Source organism: Burkholderia sp. BCC1047, assembly GCF_902833155.1.
Classification (GTDB): domain Bacteria; phylum Pseudomonadota; class Gammaproteobacteria; order Burkholderiales; family Burkholderiaceae; genus Burkholderia; species Burkholderia sola.
This window is the reverse complement of the sequence record NZ_CADFEH010000004.1, coordinates 210,488-230,568: the sequence shown is the minus strand read 5'-3', so window position 1 is coordinate 230,568 and position 20,081 is coordinate 210,488. Positions and strand designations below refer to the sequence as shown.

Sequence of the window (20,081 nt, the reverse complement as noted above, 5' to 3'; positions counted from 1 at the left end):
AAAGCAACCGTCCACTCTCGCCCGTCGTCAGATCCAGAAAATCGCGACCGCGATCCCGCCGAACAGCAGCCACTTGACGATGTAGTACACGGTGCGATTCCACGCCTTCAGCCGCTTGCCGGCGCGGCGAATCGCATACAGGTACCGGAACGCGCGATTGAGCCCGCCCGTGCGATCGCCCGTTTCGTTCGGCGATGCGGCCGCGCGCATCAGCAGTTGCCCGACCGCATCGTTGATGCGCTGCGCCCACCGATATTTCATCGGGCGCGCGACGTCGCAGAACAGGATCACGCGATCGTGCGCGGTGCGGTTTTCGGCCCAGTGCAGGTACGTCTCGTCGAACATCACGGCGTCGCCGTCGCGCCACGCATACGCTTCGCCGTCGACGACGATCCGGCACGCATCGTCGTTCGGCGTATCGCGCCCGAGGTGATAGCGCAGCGAGCCCGCATACGGATCGCGGTGCAGGCCGAGCTTCCCGCCCGGCGGCAACTGCGCGAACATCGCCGCCTTGATCGACGGCATCCGCGACAGGATCTCGACCGAGCGCGGACACAATGCCTGCGCGGACGGATGCGGCGCGTCGTACCACTTCAGGTAGAACCGCTTCCAGCCGTGGCGAAAGAACGAATTGAAGCCGATGTCGTTGTACTCGCCCGACGCCTTGATCCGGCTCGCGTCGTGCAACGCGAGCGCTTCGCGGCGAAACGTGCGCCATTCGCGCTGCAGCACCACGAGCTCCGGAAAATGATCGGTATCGAGAAACGGCGTGGTCGGCACCGACGAGAACGCGTACGAAAAGCAGTTCAGCGGTGCGGTAAAGGTCGAGTGGTCGGATAGTTGCCTGAACAACCGGTGCCGAACCTTGCCGCGCCGATGCGTGTACGCGACACACGCAATGAACACGATCAACAGGACCCAGCGCATCGATATTTCCCCCGTAGCTCTTTCGAAGAAATTCTAGAGACGGGGAAAATTTCCTGCTCTGACGGTGCAGTCGTGCGGTGTACGTTTTACAACGCGGGGAGATAGCCGAGCGATCCGTTCCGAAACGCCGAAAAGCCCGCGTATACGGGCTTTTCGGGCAATCTGCATGCATGCGCGGCAGGCTACCGACGCACGCGCCAGCAGCGATTATTCCGGAAACGGCAAATCAGTTTGTCCGTCTGCGCGCATACCGAACGTGTTGAGCGTCATCGCGACGAGCGCGTAATAGCCGAGCAGCGCGACGAGGTTCACCACGGTCTCGTGGCCGAAGCGCGCCTGCGCACGCGCGAACGTCGCATCGCTCACGCGCTTCGTGTCGTACAGCTCGGTGGCGAACGCATGGATCAGCGCGTCGTCGTCCGATTCGAATGCGGGCGCGACGCCCAGCCGGATCGCGTCGGCCGTCGTGGCCGGCACGCCGGCCTCGAGCGCGATCGGATGATGGATGTGCCACTCGGCCTGCGAGCGCCAGCGCGCGGCCGTCACGAGAATCGCAAGCTCCGACAGCCGCAGCGGCAGCCCGGTGCGATAGCGGCAGAACGCGCCGAGCTTCTGCGCGTGCTGGGCCAGTTCGGGGCTCGTGATCCAGCCGAGAAACGGCCCGTTCAGATTGCCGCGCGGGCCGCTGAGAATATCGGCGAGCACGGCCTTCTGTTCGTCGGTGGCCGACGCGGGATCGAAAGGAGGCAGTCTGTCTGTCATGGTGAGGAATCGGTGAGGTCGATTTACGCGCCGGCCGACGCGAGCGCCGCGCCGATCGCGCCGGACAGCCGCTCGACGATCGTGTCGATCTGCTGCGCGGTGCAGACGAACGGCGGCGCGATCAGGATGTGATCGCCGTTCACGCCGTCGATCGTGCCACCCATCGGATACACCATCAACCCGCGCTGCATCGCTTCGCGCTTGACCGCCGCATGCAGCTTCAGCGCGGGGTCGAACGTCTCCTTGGTGTCGCGATCGCGCACGAGTTCGACGCCGACGAACAACCCGCGGCCGCGCACGTCGCCGACATGCGGATGCGCGCCGTAGTGCTCGCGCAACGACGCACGCAACTGCTCGCCGCGCGCCTTCACGTTGTCGAGCAGCTTGTCTTCCGCAATCACGCGCTGCACTTCGAGCGCGGCCGCGCAGGCGGTCGCGTGGCCGAGGTACGTGTGACCGTGCTGGAAGAAGCCGGAGCCGTCGACGATCGTGCGATAGATGCGGTCGCTGACGAGCGTCGCCCCGATCGGCTGGTAGCCCGCGCCGAGCCCTTTCGCGATCGTCAGCAGATCGGGCGCGACGCCGTCTTCGTCGCATGCATACAGGTAGCCCGTGCGCCCCATCCCCGACATGATCTCGTCGAGAATCAGCAGCACGCCGTACTTGTCGCACACCGCGCGAATCTTCTTCAGGTACGTGCGCACCGGCGGCACCGCGCCGGCCGTCGCGCCGACCACCGTTTCCGCGACGAACGCCGCGACGTTTTCCGCGCCGAGTTCGACGATCTTCCGTTCGAGCTCGTCGGCGAGACGCTGCGCGTACGCTTCGTCGGTTTCACCGGCCTGCTGGTCGCGGTACGCATAGCACGGGCTCACGTGGTGCGCTTCGATCAGCAGCGGCAGGAACGGCTCGCGCCGCCATGCGTTGCCGCCGATCGCGAGCGCGCCGAGCGTATTGCCGTGATAGCTCTGGCGTCGCGCGATGAAATGACGGCGCTGCGGCTCGCCCTTCTCGACGAAATACTGGCGCGCGAGCTTCAGCGCGGCCTCGATCGCCTCGGAGCCGCCCGACACGAAATACACGTGGTCGAGCCCGGCCGGCGCGGCGTCGACGAGCCGGTCGGCCAGTTCCTCGGCCACTTCCGTCGTGAAGAACGACGTATGCGCGTAGGGCAATTGCTGTGCCTGCCGCTTGATCGCGTCGATCACGCGCTGGTTGCTGTGACCGAGACACGATACGGCCGCGCCGCCGCACGCGTCGATATAGCGTTTACCGGTCGAATCGATGATCTCGATGCCGTCGCCTGCGACGGCAACGGGCAAGGTGGCGCGCGGGGCGCGATGGAAAACGGTCGTCATGCGTGGCCTCATGGATCAGGACGCGCTGGATGCGTGTCCGGACGGCACGATGCGCGTCGCGAAGCGCTGCGTGCCGTGTTGATGAACGGTGAAGTCGATCGCGGTGTGATGAATCGCGAACACCGCGGTCGCGAGCGTGTTCTCGTCGTCGGGATCGGCCGGATCGTCGCGATAGATCGGCAGCCCTTCCGGCGCCCGATCGCCGAGCACGCGCAACAGTGCGGCTTCGTCGATCGTGTCGATGCCGGGCGTCAACGCGTCGACGCGGCGCTGGCGGTCGGCCGACGACTGCGTGACGATCTGCGCTTCCGTGTCGCACCCCGGATGCACGAGATGATTCGCGTGGCCGCCGAGGTGCGCGACGTCGACGATCGAACAACGTGCGACGCTCGCCTCGATGCTCAGCACGCGCGCATCGCCGGTCGCACCGATCGTGTGATGAAAGCCGCTCGCGCGCGCATGCGATCGCAGCACGTCGGCCGCCGCGTCGAGCGACGTCGCGTCGAGCACCGCACGCGCGAGGACCATGCGCGGCACGCCCGGCGCCGGCGTGCGGATCCGCAGGTTGTTGATCGCCTGCGCGATGCCCGCGCGGTTCGCGGCAAACGTATGGCCCGGCAGCGAGCCGGGGTAGTAGAAACTGATGAAGCCGGGCTTTCCCTGCGGCTGCACGTCGACGAGCAGGCAGCGTTCGCGCAGGTACGGATCGCCGTCCTCGTTGTGCGCGATCCAGCGCGTGCCGTTCGCATCGCGCGCGGCGAGCGTCGTGCAGCCGTCCGGCGCGTTGTGGATCAGCTCGCCGCGGCAATTCCACAGGAAGATGTCGTCGGCGTGCCAATCGACGCCCGCCGCGATCCCGTCCAGTTCCGCGACGAGGTCGGGATACGCGGCGAGCGCGGCCTGTCGTAGCGCATCGACGAACGGATGGCCGCGCCAGCGGCGCACGGCCTGCCATGCGCTGCTCTGCTGCATATACGCGTCGAATATCGGGCGGGCAAGCTCGCCGAGGCGCACACCGATGTCGAACGGCGTGCCGGCGATGACGGCAGAAAGGGAAAGCGGCATGTCGGAGGGTTCGGTTCCGTTCAGGACACGTGTTTCAGGAATTCCTTCAGGCGCGGCGTCGGCGGCCGGTCGATCAGGTCGACCGGATGGCCGTCCTCGGCGATGCCGCCCTGATCCATGAACAGCAGCCGCGTGCCGACCCGCTTCGCGAAGCCGATCTCGTGCGTGACGACGATCATCGTCATCCCTTCGGTCGCGAGATCCTGCATCACTTTCAGCACTTCGTGGCGCAACTCCGGATCGAGCGCCGACGTCGGCTCGTCGAACAGCATCAGCCGCGGCCGGATCGCGAGCGCACGCGCGATCGCGACGCGCTGCTGCTGGCCGCCCGACAGCTCCGACGGATAATGATTCGCGCGCGATTCGAGGCCGACCTTGTCAAGCAACGCCATCGCCTGGTCGCGCGCGTCGGCGCGCGACGCGCCGCGCACCTGCATCGGCCCGAACATCACGTTCTCGAGCGCGGTCATTTGCGGGAACAGGTTGAACTGCTGGAACACCATGCCGGCTTCGAGCCGGATGTTGCGGATCGTCGTCGCGTTGCCGCGCACGCTCTGGCCGTCGACCAGCAGCTCGCCGCCGGTGATTTTCTCGAGCGCGTTGATACAGCGCAGCATCGTCGATTTGCCGGAGCCCGACGGGCCGACCACGACGACCACCTCGCCCGCGTCGATCCTCAGGTCGATGTTCTTCAGCACCGGCACGTGGCCGAAGCTCTTCGACACGTTCTGGAATTCGATCATGCTCATAAGATTTTCATCCGCTTTTCGACGATCCGCAGCGTCAGCGTCATCGCGCCGGTCAGAATCAGGTAGATGACGGCCACCGCGCTCCAGATCTCGACCGCCTGGAAATTGCCCGCGATGATTTCCTGCCCCTTGCGCGTCAGCTCGCCCACGCCGATCACGATGAACAGCGACGTGTCCTTCAGGCTCACGATGCACTGGTTGCCGAGCGGCGGAATCAGCCGTCGGAACGCCAGCGGCCCGACGATCTTCAGCAGCACGCGCGGCATCGACAGCCCCATCGCGAGCCCCGCTTCCGTCAGCCCCTTCGGGATCGACAGCAGCGCGCCGCGCACCACTTCCGCGAGATACGCGCCGGAATTCACCGTGATCGCGATGATCGCGGCCGTCAGGCCGTCGATGCGGATATGCGCGAGCAGCGGCAGCGCGAAATACAGGAACATCACCTGCACGACGATCGGCGTGCCGCGAATCAACTCAATATAGACCTGTGCGAGCACGTTCATCGCCTTCGGTCCGTATGCGCGGAACATGCCCGCGATCATCCCGACGATGAAGCCGCCCACCAGCCCCAGTAATGCGATGAACACCGTCAACCGGACCCCGTCCATCAGGTCCGGCAACGCCGCCCAGATCGCCGACCAATCGAAATTCACTTGTCGCTCCCCGTTCGATTCAAGACCGGCGCGGCCGCCCGGCCGCGCCATCGCGCATGATCACGCTCACATCTTCGGCGGCTCGGCGCCGAACCACTTCTTGTAGATCTGCGCGTAGCGGCCGTCGGCCTTGATCTTCACGAGCGACGCATTGACCTTCGGCACGAGCGCGCTGCCCTTCGGAAAGCCGATCCCGTACTTGTCGCCGCTGACCGGCTGGCCCGCGACCTGCACCTTGCCCTTGCCTTCGTTGTTCACGAAGAACAGCACGTTCGGCGTGTCGTGCATCGCCGCGTCGACGCGGCCGGCCTCGAGCGCGAGGTACGCCTGGTCGATGTTCGGGAACTGGCGGATCTCCTTCGGCTTCAGGTGCGCCTTGATCCAGTCGATCGTCGCGGTGCCCGTCTTCGCGGCGATCACCTTGCCGTTCAGGTCGTCGATCGACTTGATCGACGTATTGCCGGCTTGCACCATCGCGGCGAGCCCGCTGTCGTAGTAAGGCGCGGAGAAGTCGATCGCCTTCTTGCGCTCCTCCTTGATCGTCATCCCGGACAGCGCGACGTCGATGTTCTGCGTCTGCAGCGCCGGGATCAGGCCCGCGAAATCCATCGGCTGGATCGTGTATTTCCAGCCCTGGTCCTTCGCGATCTCGGCCCACAGGTCGAGATCGAAGCCGACATACTTGTCGCCCTGCTTGAACTCGAACGGCATGAACGACGTATCGGTCCCGACGACAAGCGTCTTGGTGTCCGCGTGCGCGAGGCTGGCGCCGAGCGCGGCAGCAACCGCGACGGCTTTCAGGAAGGAACGGCGACTCATGGTTTCTCTCCGCATGATTGAGCGATGTAACCGGCCACCGGGCCGGCGGAACGACGACAGCAAGCCGCACCGCAACATGCGATGTCGAATTAGACCTTAGTGAAACAAGTGTTGTCAATGGCGATACTACGACAACAAAAAAGTCCGCAACAAATAAATGCGTCGAGACAAACCCGGGGCACGCGGTGCGGATAGATCGGAGGAAAGCGGGAAAATGGCGGAGCAGAACGCCCCGCCCGATCGTGGCGGGCCAGTGGATGGCCGCACGGGGAAAGAAGACGCCGCGCCGTACCGGGATGGCCGTGCGCGCGCAGCCGCACCGCCTGCCCGGCTCAGCACATGTTGTCGGACGCGCGCGGAATCGGCGAACGACCGTGCGCCGATCCCGCGTCGTTCACGCCGCGACCCCGCTCGCCTGATGCGACACGAGCCGCGCATACGCGCCCTGCCGCGCCATCAGCTCCGCGTGGCGGCCGGCCTCGATCACCGCGCCCTGCTCGATCACGAGGATCAGGTCGGCATGGCGCACGGTCGACAGGCGGTGCGCGATGATGATCGACGTGCGTTGCGTCATCAGGTCCTCCAGCGCCGCGCGGATCTGCTGTTCGCTGATCGTGTCGAGGTGCGACGTCGCCTCGTCGAGAATCAGCACCGGCGCATCCTTCAGGAACGCGCGCGCGATCGCCACGCGCTGACGCTGGCCGCCCGACAACTGCACGCCGCGCTCGCCGACGCGCGTTGCGAGCCCGTCCGGCAGCCGCGCGACGAAGTCGCCGAGCGCCGCATGGTCGATCGCGCGCCGCACGTCCGCGTCCGACGCATCGCTCGCGGCGAGCCGGATGTTCGCTTCGAGCGTATCGTTGAACAGGTAGGTATCCTGCGCAACGAGCGCGATGTGCTGCCGCAGATCGTCGATCCGCAGGTCGCGCAGGTCGACGCCGCCGAGCGTCACGCGGCCCTGCTGCGGATCCCAGAAGCGCAGCAGCAGGCTCGCGATCGTCGACTTGCCGGCGCCCGATGCGCCGACCAGCGCGACCGTGCTGCCGGCCGGCACCTCGAAGCTCACGCGGTCGATCGCGGGCACGCTGCGCCCCGGATACGTGAACGACGCCGCGTCGAACCGCACCGCCGAATGGCCCGGCATCGCGTGCGTGCCGTCCGTCACCGTCACGGGCTCCTTCTCCAGCGCGCGCAAGCGGCGCGTCGACGCGATCGTGTCGGCAAGCTGGCGCGCAACCTGGCCGATCTCGGCCACCGGCATGAACGCGGCCACCGCGACCAGCACCAGCAGCGGCAACGACTCGCGCGGAAACCCGCCGCGTGCGCACCACCACGCACCGAGCGCCGCGACGGCCAGCCCGCCGAGCCCGCTCGCGACTTCCAGCGCGGCGCTTTGCATCGACAGATCGTCGAGCAGCTTCGCGCGCTGCCGGCGGTACGCATCGACTTCGGCGACGAACGCCGCGCGCCGGCGCGCGATCGCCTGGAACGCGGTGAGTTCCGCGAGCCCCTGGATCGTTTCGGTCAGATGCGCGCCGAGCTGGCCGAGCGCGTCGCGCGCGCCGGTGCCGAGCCGGTCGACGTCGCGCCGGGCCAGCACGGGCGCGAGCCCGGCCCACAGCAGGAACGGCAGCAGCACCAGCGCGAGCGGCCACGCGACCGACGCGAGCAACACCAGCACGCCGGCCGGTACGAGCACCGCGACGAACGCGGGTGCGAGCGTATGCGCGTAGAAATATTCGACGGTCTCGACGTCCTGCGTCGCGAGCGCCACGAGATCGCCGGAGCGGCGCCGCAGCAGTCCGGCCGGCGCGAGCCGTTCGAGCGTCGCGAACAGCGCGATGCGCATTTCCGCGAGCAGCCGGTACGCCATGTCGTGCGCGAGCCATGATTCGAGCCAGTGCAGCACGGCCGCGACCGGCGCGATCACGAGCAGCGCAACCACGAGCCCGGTGCCGACATGACCGGTCGGCACCGCGCCGACCACGAGCGCACCGATCACGCCGACACCGATGAACGCGAGCACGCGGCCGATCCCGAACAGCACGGTCAGCACGACCTTGCCCTTCCACGGCCGCACGAAGCGCAGCAGCGTCTGCAACGTCTCCGGCCAGCCGATCGTCGCCGCGTCGTCGTTCAGCGGCCGCACTTGCGGGGCCGACGACGCGCGCGCGGTCGCGCCGGCCACCGCCGCCGCGCCGACGGTTTCGGCGACCGCTTCCAGCTGCGGCCCCATCAGCCGTCGATACGGGCCGTCGCGCGCGATTAGCGCCGCATGCGTCCCTTCGTCGACGACCTGCCCCTGGTCGAGCACCAGGATGCGATCGGCGCCGATCACGCTGGACAGCCGGTGCGCAAGCACGAGCGTCGTCCGCCCGCGCGTGAGCCGGTCGAGCGCCTGCTGGATCAGTGCTTCGTTTTCCGCATCGCCCGACGACAGCGCCTCGTCGAGCAGCAGGATCGGCGCGTCGCGCAGCAGCGCGCGGGCAATCGCGATGCGCTGGCGCTGGCCGCCCGACAGCATCAGCCCGCGTTCGCCGATGCGCGTCGCGTAACCGTCGGGCAGCGCCGAGATGAAATCGTGCGCATTGGCCGCGCGCGCGGCGGCGATCATGTCCGCGTCGCTCGCGTCCGGGCGGCCGAGCCGCAGGTTGTCGGCGACGCTGCCGTCGAACAGCGTCGCATCCTGCGCGACGACCGCGATCATCTCGCGCACCTGGTCGGCATCGAGCGTGCGCACGTCGTGGCCGCCGATCCGGACCGCACCGCCCTGCGCGTCGTGCTGGCGCAGTAGCAAGCGCACGATGGTCGACTTGCCGGCCCCGCTCGGCCCGACGATCGCGACCGTCTCGCCCTCGCGCACCGAGAAACTCAGCGCCGCATGCGCGTCCGCACGGCGCCCCGGATACGCGAAGCTGACGTCGTCGAACACGATCTCCGGCCGCAGGCCCGCTACGCGCGGCGCGTCGACGGAACGCGCATGACCGCCCGCGTCGAGCAGCGCATGGATCGCATTCGCCGCCGACTGGCCGATCATCCCTTGGTGCAGCACCGCGCGCAGGTCGCGCAGCGGCCGGAAGATCTCGCTGCCGGCCATCAGCACGATCAGCAGCGCTTCGAGGCTCATGTCGCCGTGCCGCACGCGCCACGCGCCCACCGCGATCGCCGCGGCCGCGCCGAGGCCGGTGCCGAGATCCGTGAAGAGCCGCGTCAGCAGCCCGAGCGCGAGCACCCAGAACGTGCTGTCCGACAGCGCGCGCGCCTTCGCGGCCAGCTTCGCGCCGAACGCGGTGCTCTGCCCGAACGCCTTCAGCGTCGGCAGGCCCTGCACTGCGTCGAGAAACTCCTCGCCGAACGCCTTGAACGCGGCCGAACGCGCGAGCGCCGCGCGCTTGTCGGCGCGATGCACGAGCTGCGGCAGCGCGAGCGTGACGAGCGCCGCGACGAGCAGGATCGCGGCCGTCGGCGCGTCCCACCACGCGAGCACCGCGAAGATCATGACCGGCGCGCACGCGGCGATCACGAGCTGCGGCAGGTAGACGCCGAAGAAGGTCTGCAACTGCTCGACGCCGTCGACGACGGCCAGCATCACGCCGCCCGTGCGTTCGCCGCTGAACCATGCGGGGCCGAGCGCGGCGATCCGGTCGAACAGCCGCGCGCGCAGCGTCGCCTGCACGCGGCCGGCCGTCTGCTGCGCGAGCACCGTGCGGCGATGGTCGAGCCATGCGCGCAGCAGCACGCAAGCCGCCGTTGCAGCGACGGCCTCGCCGATGCCGCGCGCCGGCGCACCGGAAAACACCAGCGCCAGCACGCGACCGAGAAACACGAAGCGCAGGATGCCGACACCCATCGCGAGCAGCCCGAGCGCGACGGCCGCCGCCACGCGCCAGCGCAGTCCCGCCATCATTGCCCATAGTCGTCGGTCGAAATACATGCAGCCCTCCGGTCGGTGTTTCGTTGCGTTTTTATTGACCGGATCGAGGCTACCCGCGCCAGCCGCGCGCGGCAAAAGATGATTTTTCAACGGGTGTTGAGTCAACTACAATACCCCGCATGTCGCATCTTCCTCCCCTCAGCGCGCTGCGTGCTTTCGAGGCGGCCGTCCGCCTCGGCGGGTTCGCGCGCGCGGCGGCCGAGCTGAACGTGTCGACCAGCGCGGTCAGCCATCAGATTCGTTCGCTCGAGGAATCGCTCGGCGCGCGGCTGCTCGAACGCAGTACGGGGCTCGGCGGCATCAGCCTCACGCCTGCCGGCGCGCGTCTGCTGCCGGCCGTCGGCGATGCGCTGTCGCGTCTCACCGACGCGTGCGCCGAGATTCGCGGCACCGCGCAACGGCTCACCGTGTCCGCCAACGCGCCGTTTTCGTCGATGTGGCTCGCGCGCCGTCTCGCGGAATTCTCGTCGCTGCATCCCGACACCCCGCTGCATGCGGTCGTGCTCGACGACGAGCCGGATTTTGCGCGCAGCAGCGTCGATCTGGCGATCGTGCACGTGCCCGCGCATCGGCTGCGCGCAGACGACGACGTGCTGATCCGGGAAACCGTGTTTCCGGTCTGCAGCCCCGAACTGTTTCCGTACGCATCGGAGCACGTCTGCCGCTCGCGGCTGCTGCAGGAGATGCACGAGAATAGCCCCGAGATCGACTGGCGCAACTGGGCGGTGCACTTCGGCTTGCCGGACGACTTCGACACGAAGATCGTCCGCTACAGCAGCTTCAGCCAGGTGATCGGCGCGGCCGTCGGCGGCGCAGGCATCGCGCTCGGCCGCGTGCCGCTGATCGAGCCCGAACTGCGCAGCGGGCGCCTGGTGCCGCTGGTGCCGGGTCTCGCACGCGATGCGTCATGGCGCTTCGTGCTGCGCCGCCATCCGTCGACGCGGCACCGGCTGCTCGACCCGTTGATCGCGTTCCTGCGCAGCGAAGCGGACGCGCCGCCGTTCGTGTCGAAGATCGTTGCGCCCGCATCCAATGACAGTCACGCACGAGGCGCGGGCGGCGCCTGACGAGCGCCCGCACGCGTTGCCCGTGGGCAGCCACTTACGGCGTCGCGAAGAACAGCCCGACGACGCACGCCATCCCGCCGAACCACACGAGCGAACGCAGCGACGCCCAGTTCAGCAGGTACATCAGCGCATAGACGACGCGGATCGCGACGAACGCGATCGCGAGCTGGTCGACGCGATGCACGTTCGCGCCGTTGTGCCATGCCACCACCAGCGCCGCCGTGAACAACGCGAGCGCTTCCCATGAATTCTGATGCGCGGCCTGCGCGCGTGCGCGCCAGCCTTCGAGCTTCGCCAGGTAGTCGCGCGGCGTACGGTTGTCGTAACCCTTGCGGGCCTTGGCGAGGAACGTCATCGGGAATGGCAACAGCGCCACGATGAACAGGCACAGCTGGGACGTCGTCATCAAAGTCTCCTCCGTTATGATTACATTGATCAATGACAAGATCGCCGAGAGCTTAGCACTGCATCGTGCCGTTCGCGCACCGGTTTTCTAGACGGGAGACTCGGCCGCACACGCCGCGGATGACGGCGCCCGGCCCGCGCCGCTGCCAAAATTTCCACCAAATCATCGACAAATACGTTAATTAAAACTGGTCGAACACCCATAACATAGCGCTCAACACTGGCTTGACGCGCCCTCGCGCCCGGCCAGCCGTTTCCACCGCGCTACCCTGCGCCGAACGACATCCGACCCGAGCCCTTGCCATGCCCCGTCCCATCGTCGCCCATATCCGCCCCGACGCCGTTCGCCACAACCTCGATTTCATCCGCCGCACCGTCGCGCCATCGCGCGTGTGGGCCGTGATCAAGGCCAACGCGTACGGCCACGGCATCGAACGGATCTACCCAGGCCTCGCGGCCGCCGACGGCATCGCGCTGCTCGATCTCGACGAAGCCGTGCGCGTGCGCGAGCTCGGCTGGGACAAGCCCGTGCTGCTGCTCGAAGGCGTCTTCGAACCGGCCGACGTCGAGCTGGCCGATCGCCATCGGCTGACGGTCGCCGTGCACTGCGACGAACAGCTCGACCTGCTGATCGCCGCGAAGCCGCAGCAGCCGATCGACATCCAGTTGAAGATGAATTCCGGCATGAACCGGCTCGGCTACCGGCCGGCCGTGTTCCGCGCCGCGTGGGAACGCGCGGCGAGCGCGCCGTCGATCGGCAAGATCACGCTGATGATGCATTTCGCGAACGCCGATGAAGGCGAAGTCGATTGGCAGCTCGACCAGTTCGACGCGACCACGGCCGGGATTCCGGGCGAGCGCTCAGTGTCGAATTCGGCGGCCGTGCTGTGGCATCCGCGCGCGCACCGCGACTGGGTGCGGCCCGGCACGATCCTGTACGGCGCATCGCCGACCGGCGCAGCGCGGGATATCGCCGACACGCCGCTGACGGCCGCGATGACGCTGACCAGCAAGATCATCGGCGTGCAGACGCTCGCACCCCAAGAGACCGTCGGCTACGGCCGCCGCTTCACGGCCGACCGGCCGATGCGGATCGGCGTCGTCGCGTGCGGCTACGCGGACGGCTATCCGCGCCACGCGCCGACCGGCACGCCGATCGCGGTGGACGGCGTGATGACGCGCGTCGTCGGCCGCGTGTCGATGGACATGCTGACCGTCGACCTGACGCCGTGCCCGAACGCGGGCATCGGCTCGAGCGTCGAGCTGTGGGGCGACCAGGTGAAGGTGGACGATGTCGCGGAAGCGAGCGGCACGATCGGCTACGAGCTGATGTGCGCGCTCGCGCGCCGCGTGCCGGTCGCGATCGTGCCGCCCGGCGCGTCGACCGTGCAGCCGGCGCTGCGCACGGGAAGCTACGGACGCTGACCGGCGGTGCTGCGGCGGTGCCGCGGTGCCGCGGTGCGACGATGCGGCGGTGCGTGACCGTGTCGTCGCGCATGCCGTTCTACTTGCTCGCGGGCCGCGTTGGCGGCCCGTCTGCTTTGCGGCGAACCGACTTCGCGCAACGCGCTCCCTGCTTCCATCACCGCATCACGAACGCCACGTCGGCTTGCGCTTCTCGAGAAATGCGTCGATCCCTTCGCCCGCATCCTCTTCCATCATATTGCGCGCCATCACGTCGCCCGCGTACGCATACGCTTCGTCGAGCGGCAACTCGCGCTGACGATAGAACATCTGCTTGCCGACCCGCACCGCGGCCGGACTCTTCGCAACGATCTCCGCGACCTTGCGCGCGACGGCCGCATCGAGCGCGTCCTCGGGCACGGCTTCGTTGACGAGCCCCCACGCGGCGGCCGTCGCCGCATCGACGAAACGGCCGGTCACCAGCATGTCGAACGCGCGCTTGGCCGCGACGTTGCGGCTCAACGCGACGGCCGGCGTCGAGCAGAACAGCCCGACATTGATGCCCGACACCGCGAAGCGCGCGGTATCGGCCGCGATCGCGAGGTCGCATGCCGCGACGAGCTGGCAGCCGGCCGCCGTCGCGATGCCATGCACGCGCGCGATCACCGGCACCGGCAACGCGCGCATCGCGAGCATCACGCGGCTGCACTGCGCGAACAGCGTGCGGTAGTAGTCGAGTTCGGGCTTGGCGCGCATCTGCCGCAAATCGTGGCCGGCGCAGAACGCCTTGCCTTCGGCGGCCAGCACGACGCAGCGCACGTGCGGATCGGCGGCCAGCGTATCGAATTCATCGTGCAGTGCCGACAGCATCGCTTCGGACAACGCGTTGAATTGCTGCGGGCGATTCAGGCGCAGCGTGACGACGCCGTCGTGCGCATCGCGCAGCAGGATCGGCTCGGCTGTCTGGTCAATGGGTTCCATGGTGTTCCGCTTGACGGGTTCGGCAGGTTTCGATGCGGCGCGACCGGACGAAACGCTTGTCCGTCCGTTCGCCGCATCGTCACGAAATGGTCCTCCACATTCCGCACGGCGTCCAGCCGCGGTGCCGCACGCGCACGCGCATACGCGGCGGCCCGCCATGCGCAACGCCCGTGCCCGTCTCGCGTCAACGGCGTCGTTGCGCGGCGTCCGCGCGGCCTGCCGTCCTCGCGGCCAGCGCGGCGATCGCATAGGCGACGCAGCCGAGCGCCGCGACCGTCCACAGCGCATCGGTCAGATCCGGCAACAGTATCGTCGCGGCGCCTGCGACGGCCACGCCGAGCAGGCTGCCGGCCTGACGTGCTGCGTTGAGGAACCCGGACGCCACGCCCGCCGCGTCGGCAGGCACCTGTTCGAGCACCGTCGCGATCATCGGCGCGACCGACAGCGCGGTCCCGGTGCCGAAGGCGGCCATGGCGATCCAGACCACCGGCCACCTCGCATGCAGCGCGAGCGCAAGCGCGATCGCCGGAATGGCCAGCGCGGCCATCGCAAGACCGTTCGCCATCAGCGTGACCGGACGAACGCGGCCATGCAGTTTTCCCGACAGCAGATTGCCGAGCGACAGACTCAGCGCGAACGGCAGCAGTGTCAGCCCGATCTGCCGCGCGCTCAAGCCGAAGCGCCCGTGCAGGTACAGGCTCAACACGAACAGCAACCCGAAGTAGCCGACGTAGACGAGACTGCCCATCAGGTTCATCGCGACGAACACGCGATTGCGAAACCACGCGAGCGGCACCATCGGATGGCGCGCACGCCGCTCGACGACGACCAGTACCCCGGCGGCGAGCGCGGCGAACAGCAATGCGGCGCGGACCTCCGTGGCGCCGGCGCCGCGGGTCGGCAATTCGATCACCGCGAAACACAGCGCGCCGAGCGCCGCCGCACCGACGCACTGGCCGGCCCAGTCGAAGTGGCGCACATCCCGCGCGACCGATGCGCGAACGAGCGCGGCCGCGCCGGCAAACGCGACCGCGCCGGTCGGCACGTTGATCAGGAACGCGCTGCGCCAGCCGAAATCGTCGACGAGGATGCCGCCCAGCACCGGCCCCACCGCGACCGCGACCGACGCGATGCCGGCCCACACCGCGATTGCCCGCGCGCGCTCGGCCGGCACGTCGAACGTGCTGCGCACGATCGCGAGCGATGCGGGCAAAAGAGCGCGGCACCCATGCCCTGCACGAAGCGCGCGGCCACGAGGATCGCCACCGACGACGCGACGCCGCACGCCGCCGATGCGCCGACGAACAGCGCCAATCCGGCAAGGTACACGCGCTTCGCGCCGAACCGGTCGGACAGCGCACCGCCCGCGAGGATCAGCGCGGCGAAGCTGAGCGTATAGGCGTCGACGATCCACGCGAGCTCCGCGACCGTCGCGCCGAGGCTCGTGCGCATCGCCGGCAGCGCGACGTTGACGATCGTCGAATCGAGCACCGCCATGAACATGCCGACCGCGACGAGCGCGAGCGTCAGGCGCTGCTCGCGCGCCGTCGCGCGGCTCGGGGCCGCCACAGCGAGGGTAACGGGGACGGAAACGGAACGGCAATCGGACATGACACCTCCATGCAGATGCCGGAAGTCTAGGACCGGGTGCGCGATGCGGAAAAGTGATAATTTCGCATTTCCCCGATGCAGATTTGCATCACCGTTTCCTGTCCGTCGCCGCCTGCCCGATGACACAATCAGTCCGTATGAACTGGGACAACGCCCGCTTCTTCCTTGCGCTGGCGCGCACCGGCACGCTGCGCGGTGCCGCGGCTCAGCTGAATGTCGACCAGGCGACGGTCGGGCGCCGGATCGCCGCGCTCGAGGACGAGCTGTCGGCCCGGCTGTTTCTGCGCACGCCGTCCCTCTATGTACTGACGACCGCGGGCGAAGCGCTGCTCGAACCGGCCGAAACGATGGAGCGCGCGTCGCTCACGATCGAACGCCGCGTGATGGGGCTCGACGAGCAACTGGCCGGCTCCGTGCGCATCGCGACGACCGACACGCTCGGCAAGCGCTTCGTCGTGCCCGCGATCGCCCGCGTACGGCGCCGGCATGCCGGCATCGACGTCGTGTGCGTGACGTCGGCGCAAATCACCAACCTCACGCGCCGCGAGGCGGATCTCGCGATCCGCACGTTGCGGCCGGAATCGCCGGATCTGATCGCCAGGCGGCTCGGGCATCTCGAAACGGGCATCTACGCATCGCGCGCTTACCTGGCCGAACGGGGCGAACCGGTCGCGGGCAGCGCGTTCGACGGGCACGATCTGGTGATGTATCAGCAGCCGGTGGTGCCGACGATGTGGGACGCGCTGTGCGGCGAGCCGACGTCGCGCGGCCGCGTGATGTTCCAGACCTCGTCGACGATGATGCTGGTGGAGGCGACGCTGGCGGGGCTCGGAATTTCGGAGCTGCCGTGCTTCCGCGCCGACACCGAGCCGGAACTCGTGCGACTCATGCCGCAGCGGTGCAATCATTTCGACGTGTGGCTCGTCGCCCATGCCGATCTCTACAAGACCGCGCGCGTGCAGGCGGTGATCGAAGCCGTCGTCGAGGAGTTCGCGACGGCGGCGGCGAGCCGATAGCCAGCCTCCACGCTTCAGGGCGTCAGCGCGCGGTCGCGTTCCGCCCGCTGCGCCATGCACGCACACCCGACCACAACTGACCGACGCCGACGGCGAAAAACACCGCCCCCATCGCGCCGATCGCCAGCACGCCGCCCCAGATCGCGCCGAACGTATTCATCCGCGCGGTCATCTTCGGCGCGTCCGGCGCATAGCGCACTTCGACCGTCGCGCCGTCCTGCACGCTGACGTCGCCGCCCTGCGCATATTCGACCTGCTCGCCCGTGAGCGTCGTGAACGCGATCTCCGGATGATGCGCGCCCGCGTTCAGCTTGACGACACGCCCCGGCACGACGACCGACGTTCGCAGGAATTCGCGCGTCGACTGCGCGTACAGCGCGACGCCGATCAGGATGCACGTGCCCACGATGGTAAAAACGACGCCCTTCGCGATCTGCATTCCCGTGTGCCGCGCAGCGGGTCGCCCGTATTCGGATGCCATCGGTTTCGTTCCGTTCCTGATGTTCGTCAATGCCGGGCGTGCGGCGCACGATGCGCCCCACGCCGCCCTCGGCATCCGGCAGGATACGGACATCCCGGCGCGCTGTAAATTGCGCGCGCAACCATTCGACGGCCCGCTGGCGCGTCAGCCCGCGAGCTTCTTCAGCGCGTCGAGCACCGCGTCGCCCTTGAACGGCTTCACGATCCAGCCCTTCACGCCGGCGGCCTTGCCGCGCTCCTTCATCGCCGGGCTGCTTTCGGTCGTCAGCATCACGACGTTGACCGCCGTGTTCGCGAGCTCGCCGCGAATCTTCTCGACCATCGTCAGGCCGTCCATGTTCGGCATGTTCACGTCGCTGATCACGAGGCGCACGCCGGGCGTCGCCTTGAGCTTCGCGAGCCCGTCCTTGCCGTCGACGGCCGTCGCGACGTCGAGCCCGTGATTGCGCAGGAAGCCCGCGACTTCGTCGCGCACCGTGCCCGAATCGTCCACCACCAGAATCTTTGCCATGTCGTCTTCCCCTTTCGTCGTTGCCGACTTCAACATTCAAAACAGTTCGAGTTCGCCCGCTTCGACCATCGCCCCGACGTCCTGCACCGATTCGCGGAAATCCTCCGGCGACCAGCTCAGGCTGAACACGAAACGCTGGTCGAGACGGACCGAGCGCCCCGAGGCCGGATCGGTCATCCGGTACTTGAAGCAGAGCTGCGGACAGTCGCCGCCGAACGAGATGAACTTCTGCTTGTGATTGACGACGAGCGGCACCTGCACCGGATGGCGCGCCAGCGCCTCCGCGTCGCCGAGATAGCGGTTCTTGAACGCGCCCCACACGAGGTTGGTCAACTCGCCGAGCACGCTGTTCACGTCGCGGAAGTCCGGCGCGCGGCCGCCGTCGCGCGTGCCGCCGAGCATGTCGAGCAGCGGCTGCTCGCTCGTCTGCAACAGCATGTAGCCGCGGCACCATGCGCTTTCGAGCGCGATCAGGCTGAACACCTCGCCGAAGATGATCTGGTCGCGGACGATGCACGGCGTATCGTGCTCGATCGTCATGCCCGGAAACAGACTGTCGAGGCGCGCCTCGGTGATCTCCGAGATGCCGCGCACCAGCGCATTCGGGTAGTCGCGGCCGAACAGATATTCATCGATCGCGCGCTCGAGCGGCGTCATGTCGTCGGCGACGTAGGCCGCGCACGCGACACGGGCGAGCGCATCGGGCAGCCCGTCGCGCGACGCGAGCGATTCGCGGCGCAGGATGATCGGCAGCTCGGGCCGCAGCGCGTCGATCTGCGTCGCGATGATCGCGCTCTCGGCCGGCGAGCCGCCGTAATCCTCGGCGAGCAGGATCGCGCCGAGATCGATGTTCGAGCGCAGCACCTTCAGCAGCCGGCTGCGCCGCACGGTCAGGCCGACCAGGTTGTGCGCGTCGCAGAAACGCTTGATCGCGTCGGCGTGCACGGGGCTGTCGTCGAGTACGAGCACCTTGCTGACGGGTTGGTCTTCGGTCATCTGATGGATTCCTGATGGTCGGTCAGAACAGTTCGAGCTCGCCGCCGGTGTCGACCGTGGCCGTTTCCGGCACGTGGAAATCGACCGGCGCGTTCGCGCACACGCACAGCGTCGCGCCGATCCGCACGTCGCCGTCGAGCGTCAGGTCGTATGCGGCCACGTAATCGGGCGAGAGCGCGTGCATGAAGTCGAGGCTCGCGCCGCTCAGCAGGTAAGGCGTCGACATCCCGAGATCGGGAAACGGCGCGGTCAGCGCCTGGTTGATCGCGCCGCAACACAGGTTCGCGACTTCCATGAACGCGTCGGTCAGCGGCCGCTGGCTGTTCGCGCCCGCCGCCGCACCGGCGAAATGGCGGCGCGTCGCGTCGTCGTCGCTGAAGCGCAGCGCGAGCAGCAGGCGGAAATGCAGCGCGGAGATCGTCAGTACGACCATATGTTCGGGCACCTTCGACTTCGAGCACGACTTCGCGTGCACCTGATCCGGCGTACCGTTTGCGTGCCCGGCGGCCGGCCGGATGTCGCACGCGCCGCCGGCCGCGAGCCGCGTGCGCGCGGCATCGAAAAAGATCCGCTCGAAACCGGCCCTCGCCTGTGCGCTGATCACGCGGCTTCTCCTTCGATCCGTGCATGCAGCTGCCCGGCCAGCGTCTCGACCGTCGCGAGCGCGGCCGTAATCATCTTGCCGCCGGCCTGGATGTCCTGGAACGTCGCGGCCGTCACGAGATCGTTGCGGTTCAGGCTGTCGCGATAGCTGTTCGACAGCTCCTGCGAGCGCGCGGCCAGCCCGCGCACCTCGCTCGCGACGATCGAGAAGCCGCGCCCGGCCGTGCCTGCACGCGCGGCCTCGATCGACGCGTTCAGCGACACGATCGACACGTGCGCGACGATCGCCGACAGCTCCTGGTTCTTCGCGCGCATGTCCTGGTTCTGCGTGGTCAGCGAGATCATCTGCTCGTGCCAGCGCTCGAACGTGCCGGCGAGCCCACGCAAACGCGCGGCTTCGTCGGCGATCTTCATCGCATGCTGCGCGAGCGCCGCGCGGTCGGCCGACAACGCCTGCACCGCGTCGCGCTGCGCGCCGTTCGCGGATGCCTCGCGCATCAGCGCCTCCTCCAGTTGCGCCTCGCGTTGCGCCCATGCGTCGGCTGCTTGCGCATGCGCCGACGCCGCTTCATCGGCGCGTGCGGCGGCTGCGTCGAGCGCACCGCGTAACGCGTGCGCATCGCGCTCCACCGACGCGACGAGCCGTTGGCGCATCACGCGAAACACGACCGCCGCCGCGACCGCGACGACCCCACCGCCCGCCAGCGCGGCGGCTATCTGGATCATCCATGCCTGCACGA

Annotated in this window: 18 protein-coding genes and 1 pseudogene; 3 read left to right on the top strand and 16 right to left on the bottom strand. The window is 68.2% G+C overall.

Annotation, left to right across the window (positions count from 1 at the left end; all coding sequences use genetic code 11):
• Nucleotides 1-27 precede the first annotated feature (27 nt).
• The 8 genes from lpxO to HWX55_RS07095 all read right to left on the bottom strand — a co-directional run bounded on the left by lpxO (nt 28) and on the right by HWX55_RS07095 (nt 10,267).
• The gene (gene lpxO, locus HWX55_RS07130) at nt 28-927 is read right to left on the bottom strand and encodes a lipid A hydroxylase LpxO (RefSeq protein WP_175975018.1); all 900 of its coding nucleotides are present in this window, start codon (nt 925-927) and stop codon (nt 28-30) included.
• Nucleotides 928-1,134: 207 nt separating this feature from the next.
• Entirely contained in the window at nt 1,135-1,689 is a 555-nt protein-coding gene (locus HWX55_RS07125) for a carboxymuconolactone decarboxylase family protein (protein WP_175975016.1), read from the bottom strand.
• A gap of 23 nt (nt 1,690-1,712) precedes the next feature.
• Nucleotides 1,713-3,047 carry an aspartate aminotransferase family protein gene (locus tag HWX55_RS07120; protein ID WP_175975014.1) on the bottom strand — a complete coding sequence of 445 codons (1,335 nt, stop codon included), beginning with the start codon at nt 3,045-3,047 and terminating at the stop codon, nt 1,713-1,715.
• 15 nt (nt 3,048-3,062) lie between these two features.
• Nucleotides 3,063-4,112, bottom strand: coding sequence for a C45 family peptidase (locus HWX55_RS07115; protein ID WP_175975012.1), 1,050 nt, complete (start codon nt 4,110-4,112; stop codon nt 3,063-3,065).
• Nucleotides 4,113-4,132: 20 nt separating this feature from the next.
• Nucleotides 4,133-4,861: a glutamine ABC transporter ATP-binding protein GlnQ gene (glnQ, locus tag HWX55_RS07110; protein WP_069230959.1), complete on the bottom strand. Its 729-nt coding sequence runs from the start codon at nt 4,859-4,861 to the stop codon at nt 4,133-4,135.
• Nucleotides 4,858-5,565: a glutamine ABC transporter permease GlnP gene (gene glnP, locus HWX55_RS07105; RefSeq protein ID WP_174388474.1), complete on the bottom strand. Its 708-nt coding sequence runs from the start codon at nt 5,563-5,565 to the stop codon at nt 4,858-4,860. The genes glnQ and glnP overlap by 4 nt, the downstream gene beginning before the upstream one ends.
• A gap of 15 nt (nt 5,566-5,580) precedes the next feature.
• Complete coding sequence (glnH, locus tag HWX55_RS07100; protein WP_175975010.1) at nt 5,581-6,333, bottom strand: glutamine ABC transporter substrate-binding protein GlnH; 753 nt, start codon at nt 6,331-6,333, stop codon at nt 5,581-5,583.
• Nucleotides 6,334-6,727: 394 nt separating this feature from the next.
• The gene (locus HWX55_RS07095; protein WP_175975008.1) at nt 6,728-10,267 is read right to left on the bottom strand and encodes an ABC transporter ATP-binding protein; all 3,540 of its coding nucleotides are present in this window, start codon (nt 10,265-10,267) and stop codon (nt 6,728-6,730) included.
• A gap of 119 nt (nt 10,268-10,386) precedes the next feature.
• Here HWX55_RS07095 and HWX55_RS07090 point away from each other — a divergent pair, with 119 nt between their 5' ends.
• A complete protein-coding gene (locus tag HWX55_RS07090; protein ID WP_175975005.1) occupies nt 10,387-11,334 on the top strand; it encodes a LysR family transcriptional regulator in 948 nt (315 codons plus the stop codon).
• Nucleotides 11,335-11,368: 34 nt separating this feature from the next.
• Here HWX55_RS07090 and HWX55_RS07085 read toward each other — a convergent pair whose 3' ends face one another.
• Nucleotides 11,369-11,740: an MAPEG family protein gene (locus HWX55_RS07085; protein ID WP_175975003.1), complete on the bottom strand. Its 372-nt coding sequence runs from the start codon at nt 11,738-11,740 to the stop codon at nt 11,369-11,371.
• Nucleotides 11,741-12,042: 302 nt separating this feature from the next.
• Between HWX55_RS07085 and alr the strand changes: the two genes are divergently transcribed.
• Nucleotides 12,043-13,164 carry an alanine racemase gene (gene alr / locus HWX55_RS07080; protein WP_175975001.1) on the top strand — a complete coding sequence of 374 codons (1,122 nt, stop codon included), beginning with the start codon at nt 12,043-12,045 and terminating at the stop codon, nt 13,162-13,164.
• 165 nt (nt 13,165-13,329) lie between these two features.
• On the opposite strand, the gene HWX55_RS07075 is transcribed toward alr, so the two are convergent.
• The gene (locus tag HWX55_RS07075) at nt 13,330-14,124 is read right to left on the bottom strand and encodes an enoyl-CoA hydratase (protein ID WP_175974999.1); all 795 of its coding nucleotides are present in this window, start codon (nt 14,122-14,124) and stop codon (nt 13,330-13,332) included.
• 184 nt (nt 14,125-14,308) lie between these two features.
• Nucleotides 14,309-15,576 (bottom strand): annotated as a pseudogene (locus HWX55_RS07070) (MFS transporter).
• Nucleotides 15,577-15,872: 296 nt separating this feature from the next.
• Here HWX55_RS07070 and HWX55_RS07065 point away from each other — a divergent pair.
• Nucleotides 15,873-16,751: a LysR family transcriptional regulator gene (locus tag HWX55_RS07065; protein ID WP_175974997.1), complete on the top strand. Its 879-nt coding sequence runs from the start codon at nt 15,873-15,875 to the stop codon at nt 16,749-16,751.
• A 22-nt stretch (nt 16,752-16,773) separates the two neighbouring features.
• Here HWX55_RS07065 and HWX55_RS07060 read toward each other — a convergent pair whose 3' ends face one another.
• From HWX55_RS07060 to HWX55_RS36315, 5 genes are all read right to left on the bottom strand, one after another.
• A complete protein-coding gene (locus HWX55_RS07060) occupies nt 16,774-17,232 on the bottom strand; it encodes a DUF3592 domain-containing protein (protein WP_175974995.1) in 459 nt (152 codons plus the stop codon).
• Nucleotides 17,233-17,376: 144 nt separating this feature from the next.
• Nucleotides 17,377-17,742 carry a response regulator gene (locus HWX55_RS07055; protein ID WP_006486240.1) on the bottom strand — a complete coding sequence of 122 codons (366 nt, stop codon included), beginning with the start codon at nt 17,740-17,742 and terminating at the stop codon, nt 17,377-17,379.
• A gap of 36 nt (nt 17,743-17,778) precedes the next feature.
• A complete protein-coding gene (locus tag HWX55_RS07050; RefSeq protein ID WP_175974993.1) occupies nt 17,779-18,738 on the bottom strand; it encodes a chemotaxis protein CheX in 960 nt (319 codons plus the stop codon).
• Nucleotides 18,739-18,760: 22 nt separating this feature from the next.
• Nucleotides 18,761-19,342: a hypothetical protein gene (locus HWX55_RS07045; RefSeq protein WP_175974991.1), complete on the bottom strand. Its 582-nt coding sequence runs from the start codon at nt 19,340-19,342 to the stop codon at nt 18,761-18,763.
• Complete coding sequence (locus HWX55_RS36315; RefSeq protein WP_175975100.1) at nt 19,339-20,067, bottom strand: methyl-accepting chemotaxis protein; 729 nt, start codon at nt 20,065-20,067, stop codon at nt 19,339-19,341. The genes HWX55_RS07045 and HWX55_RS36315 overlap by 4 nt, the downstream gene beginning before the upstream one ends.
• Between the last annotated feature and the right edge of the window lie 14 nt (nt 20,068-20,081).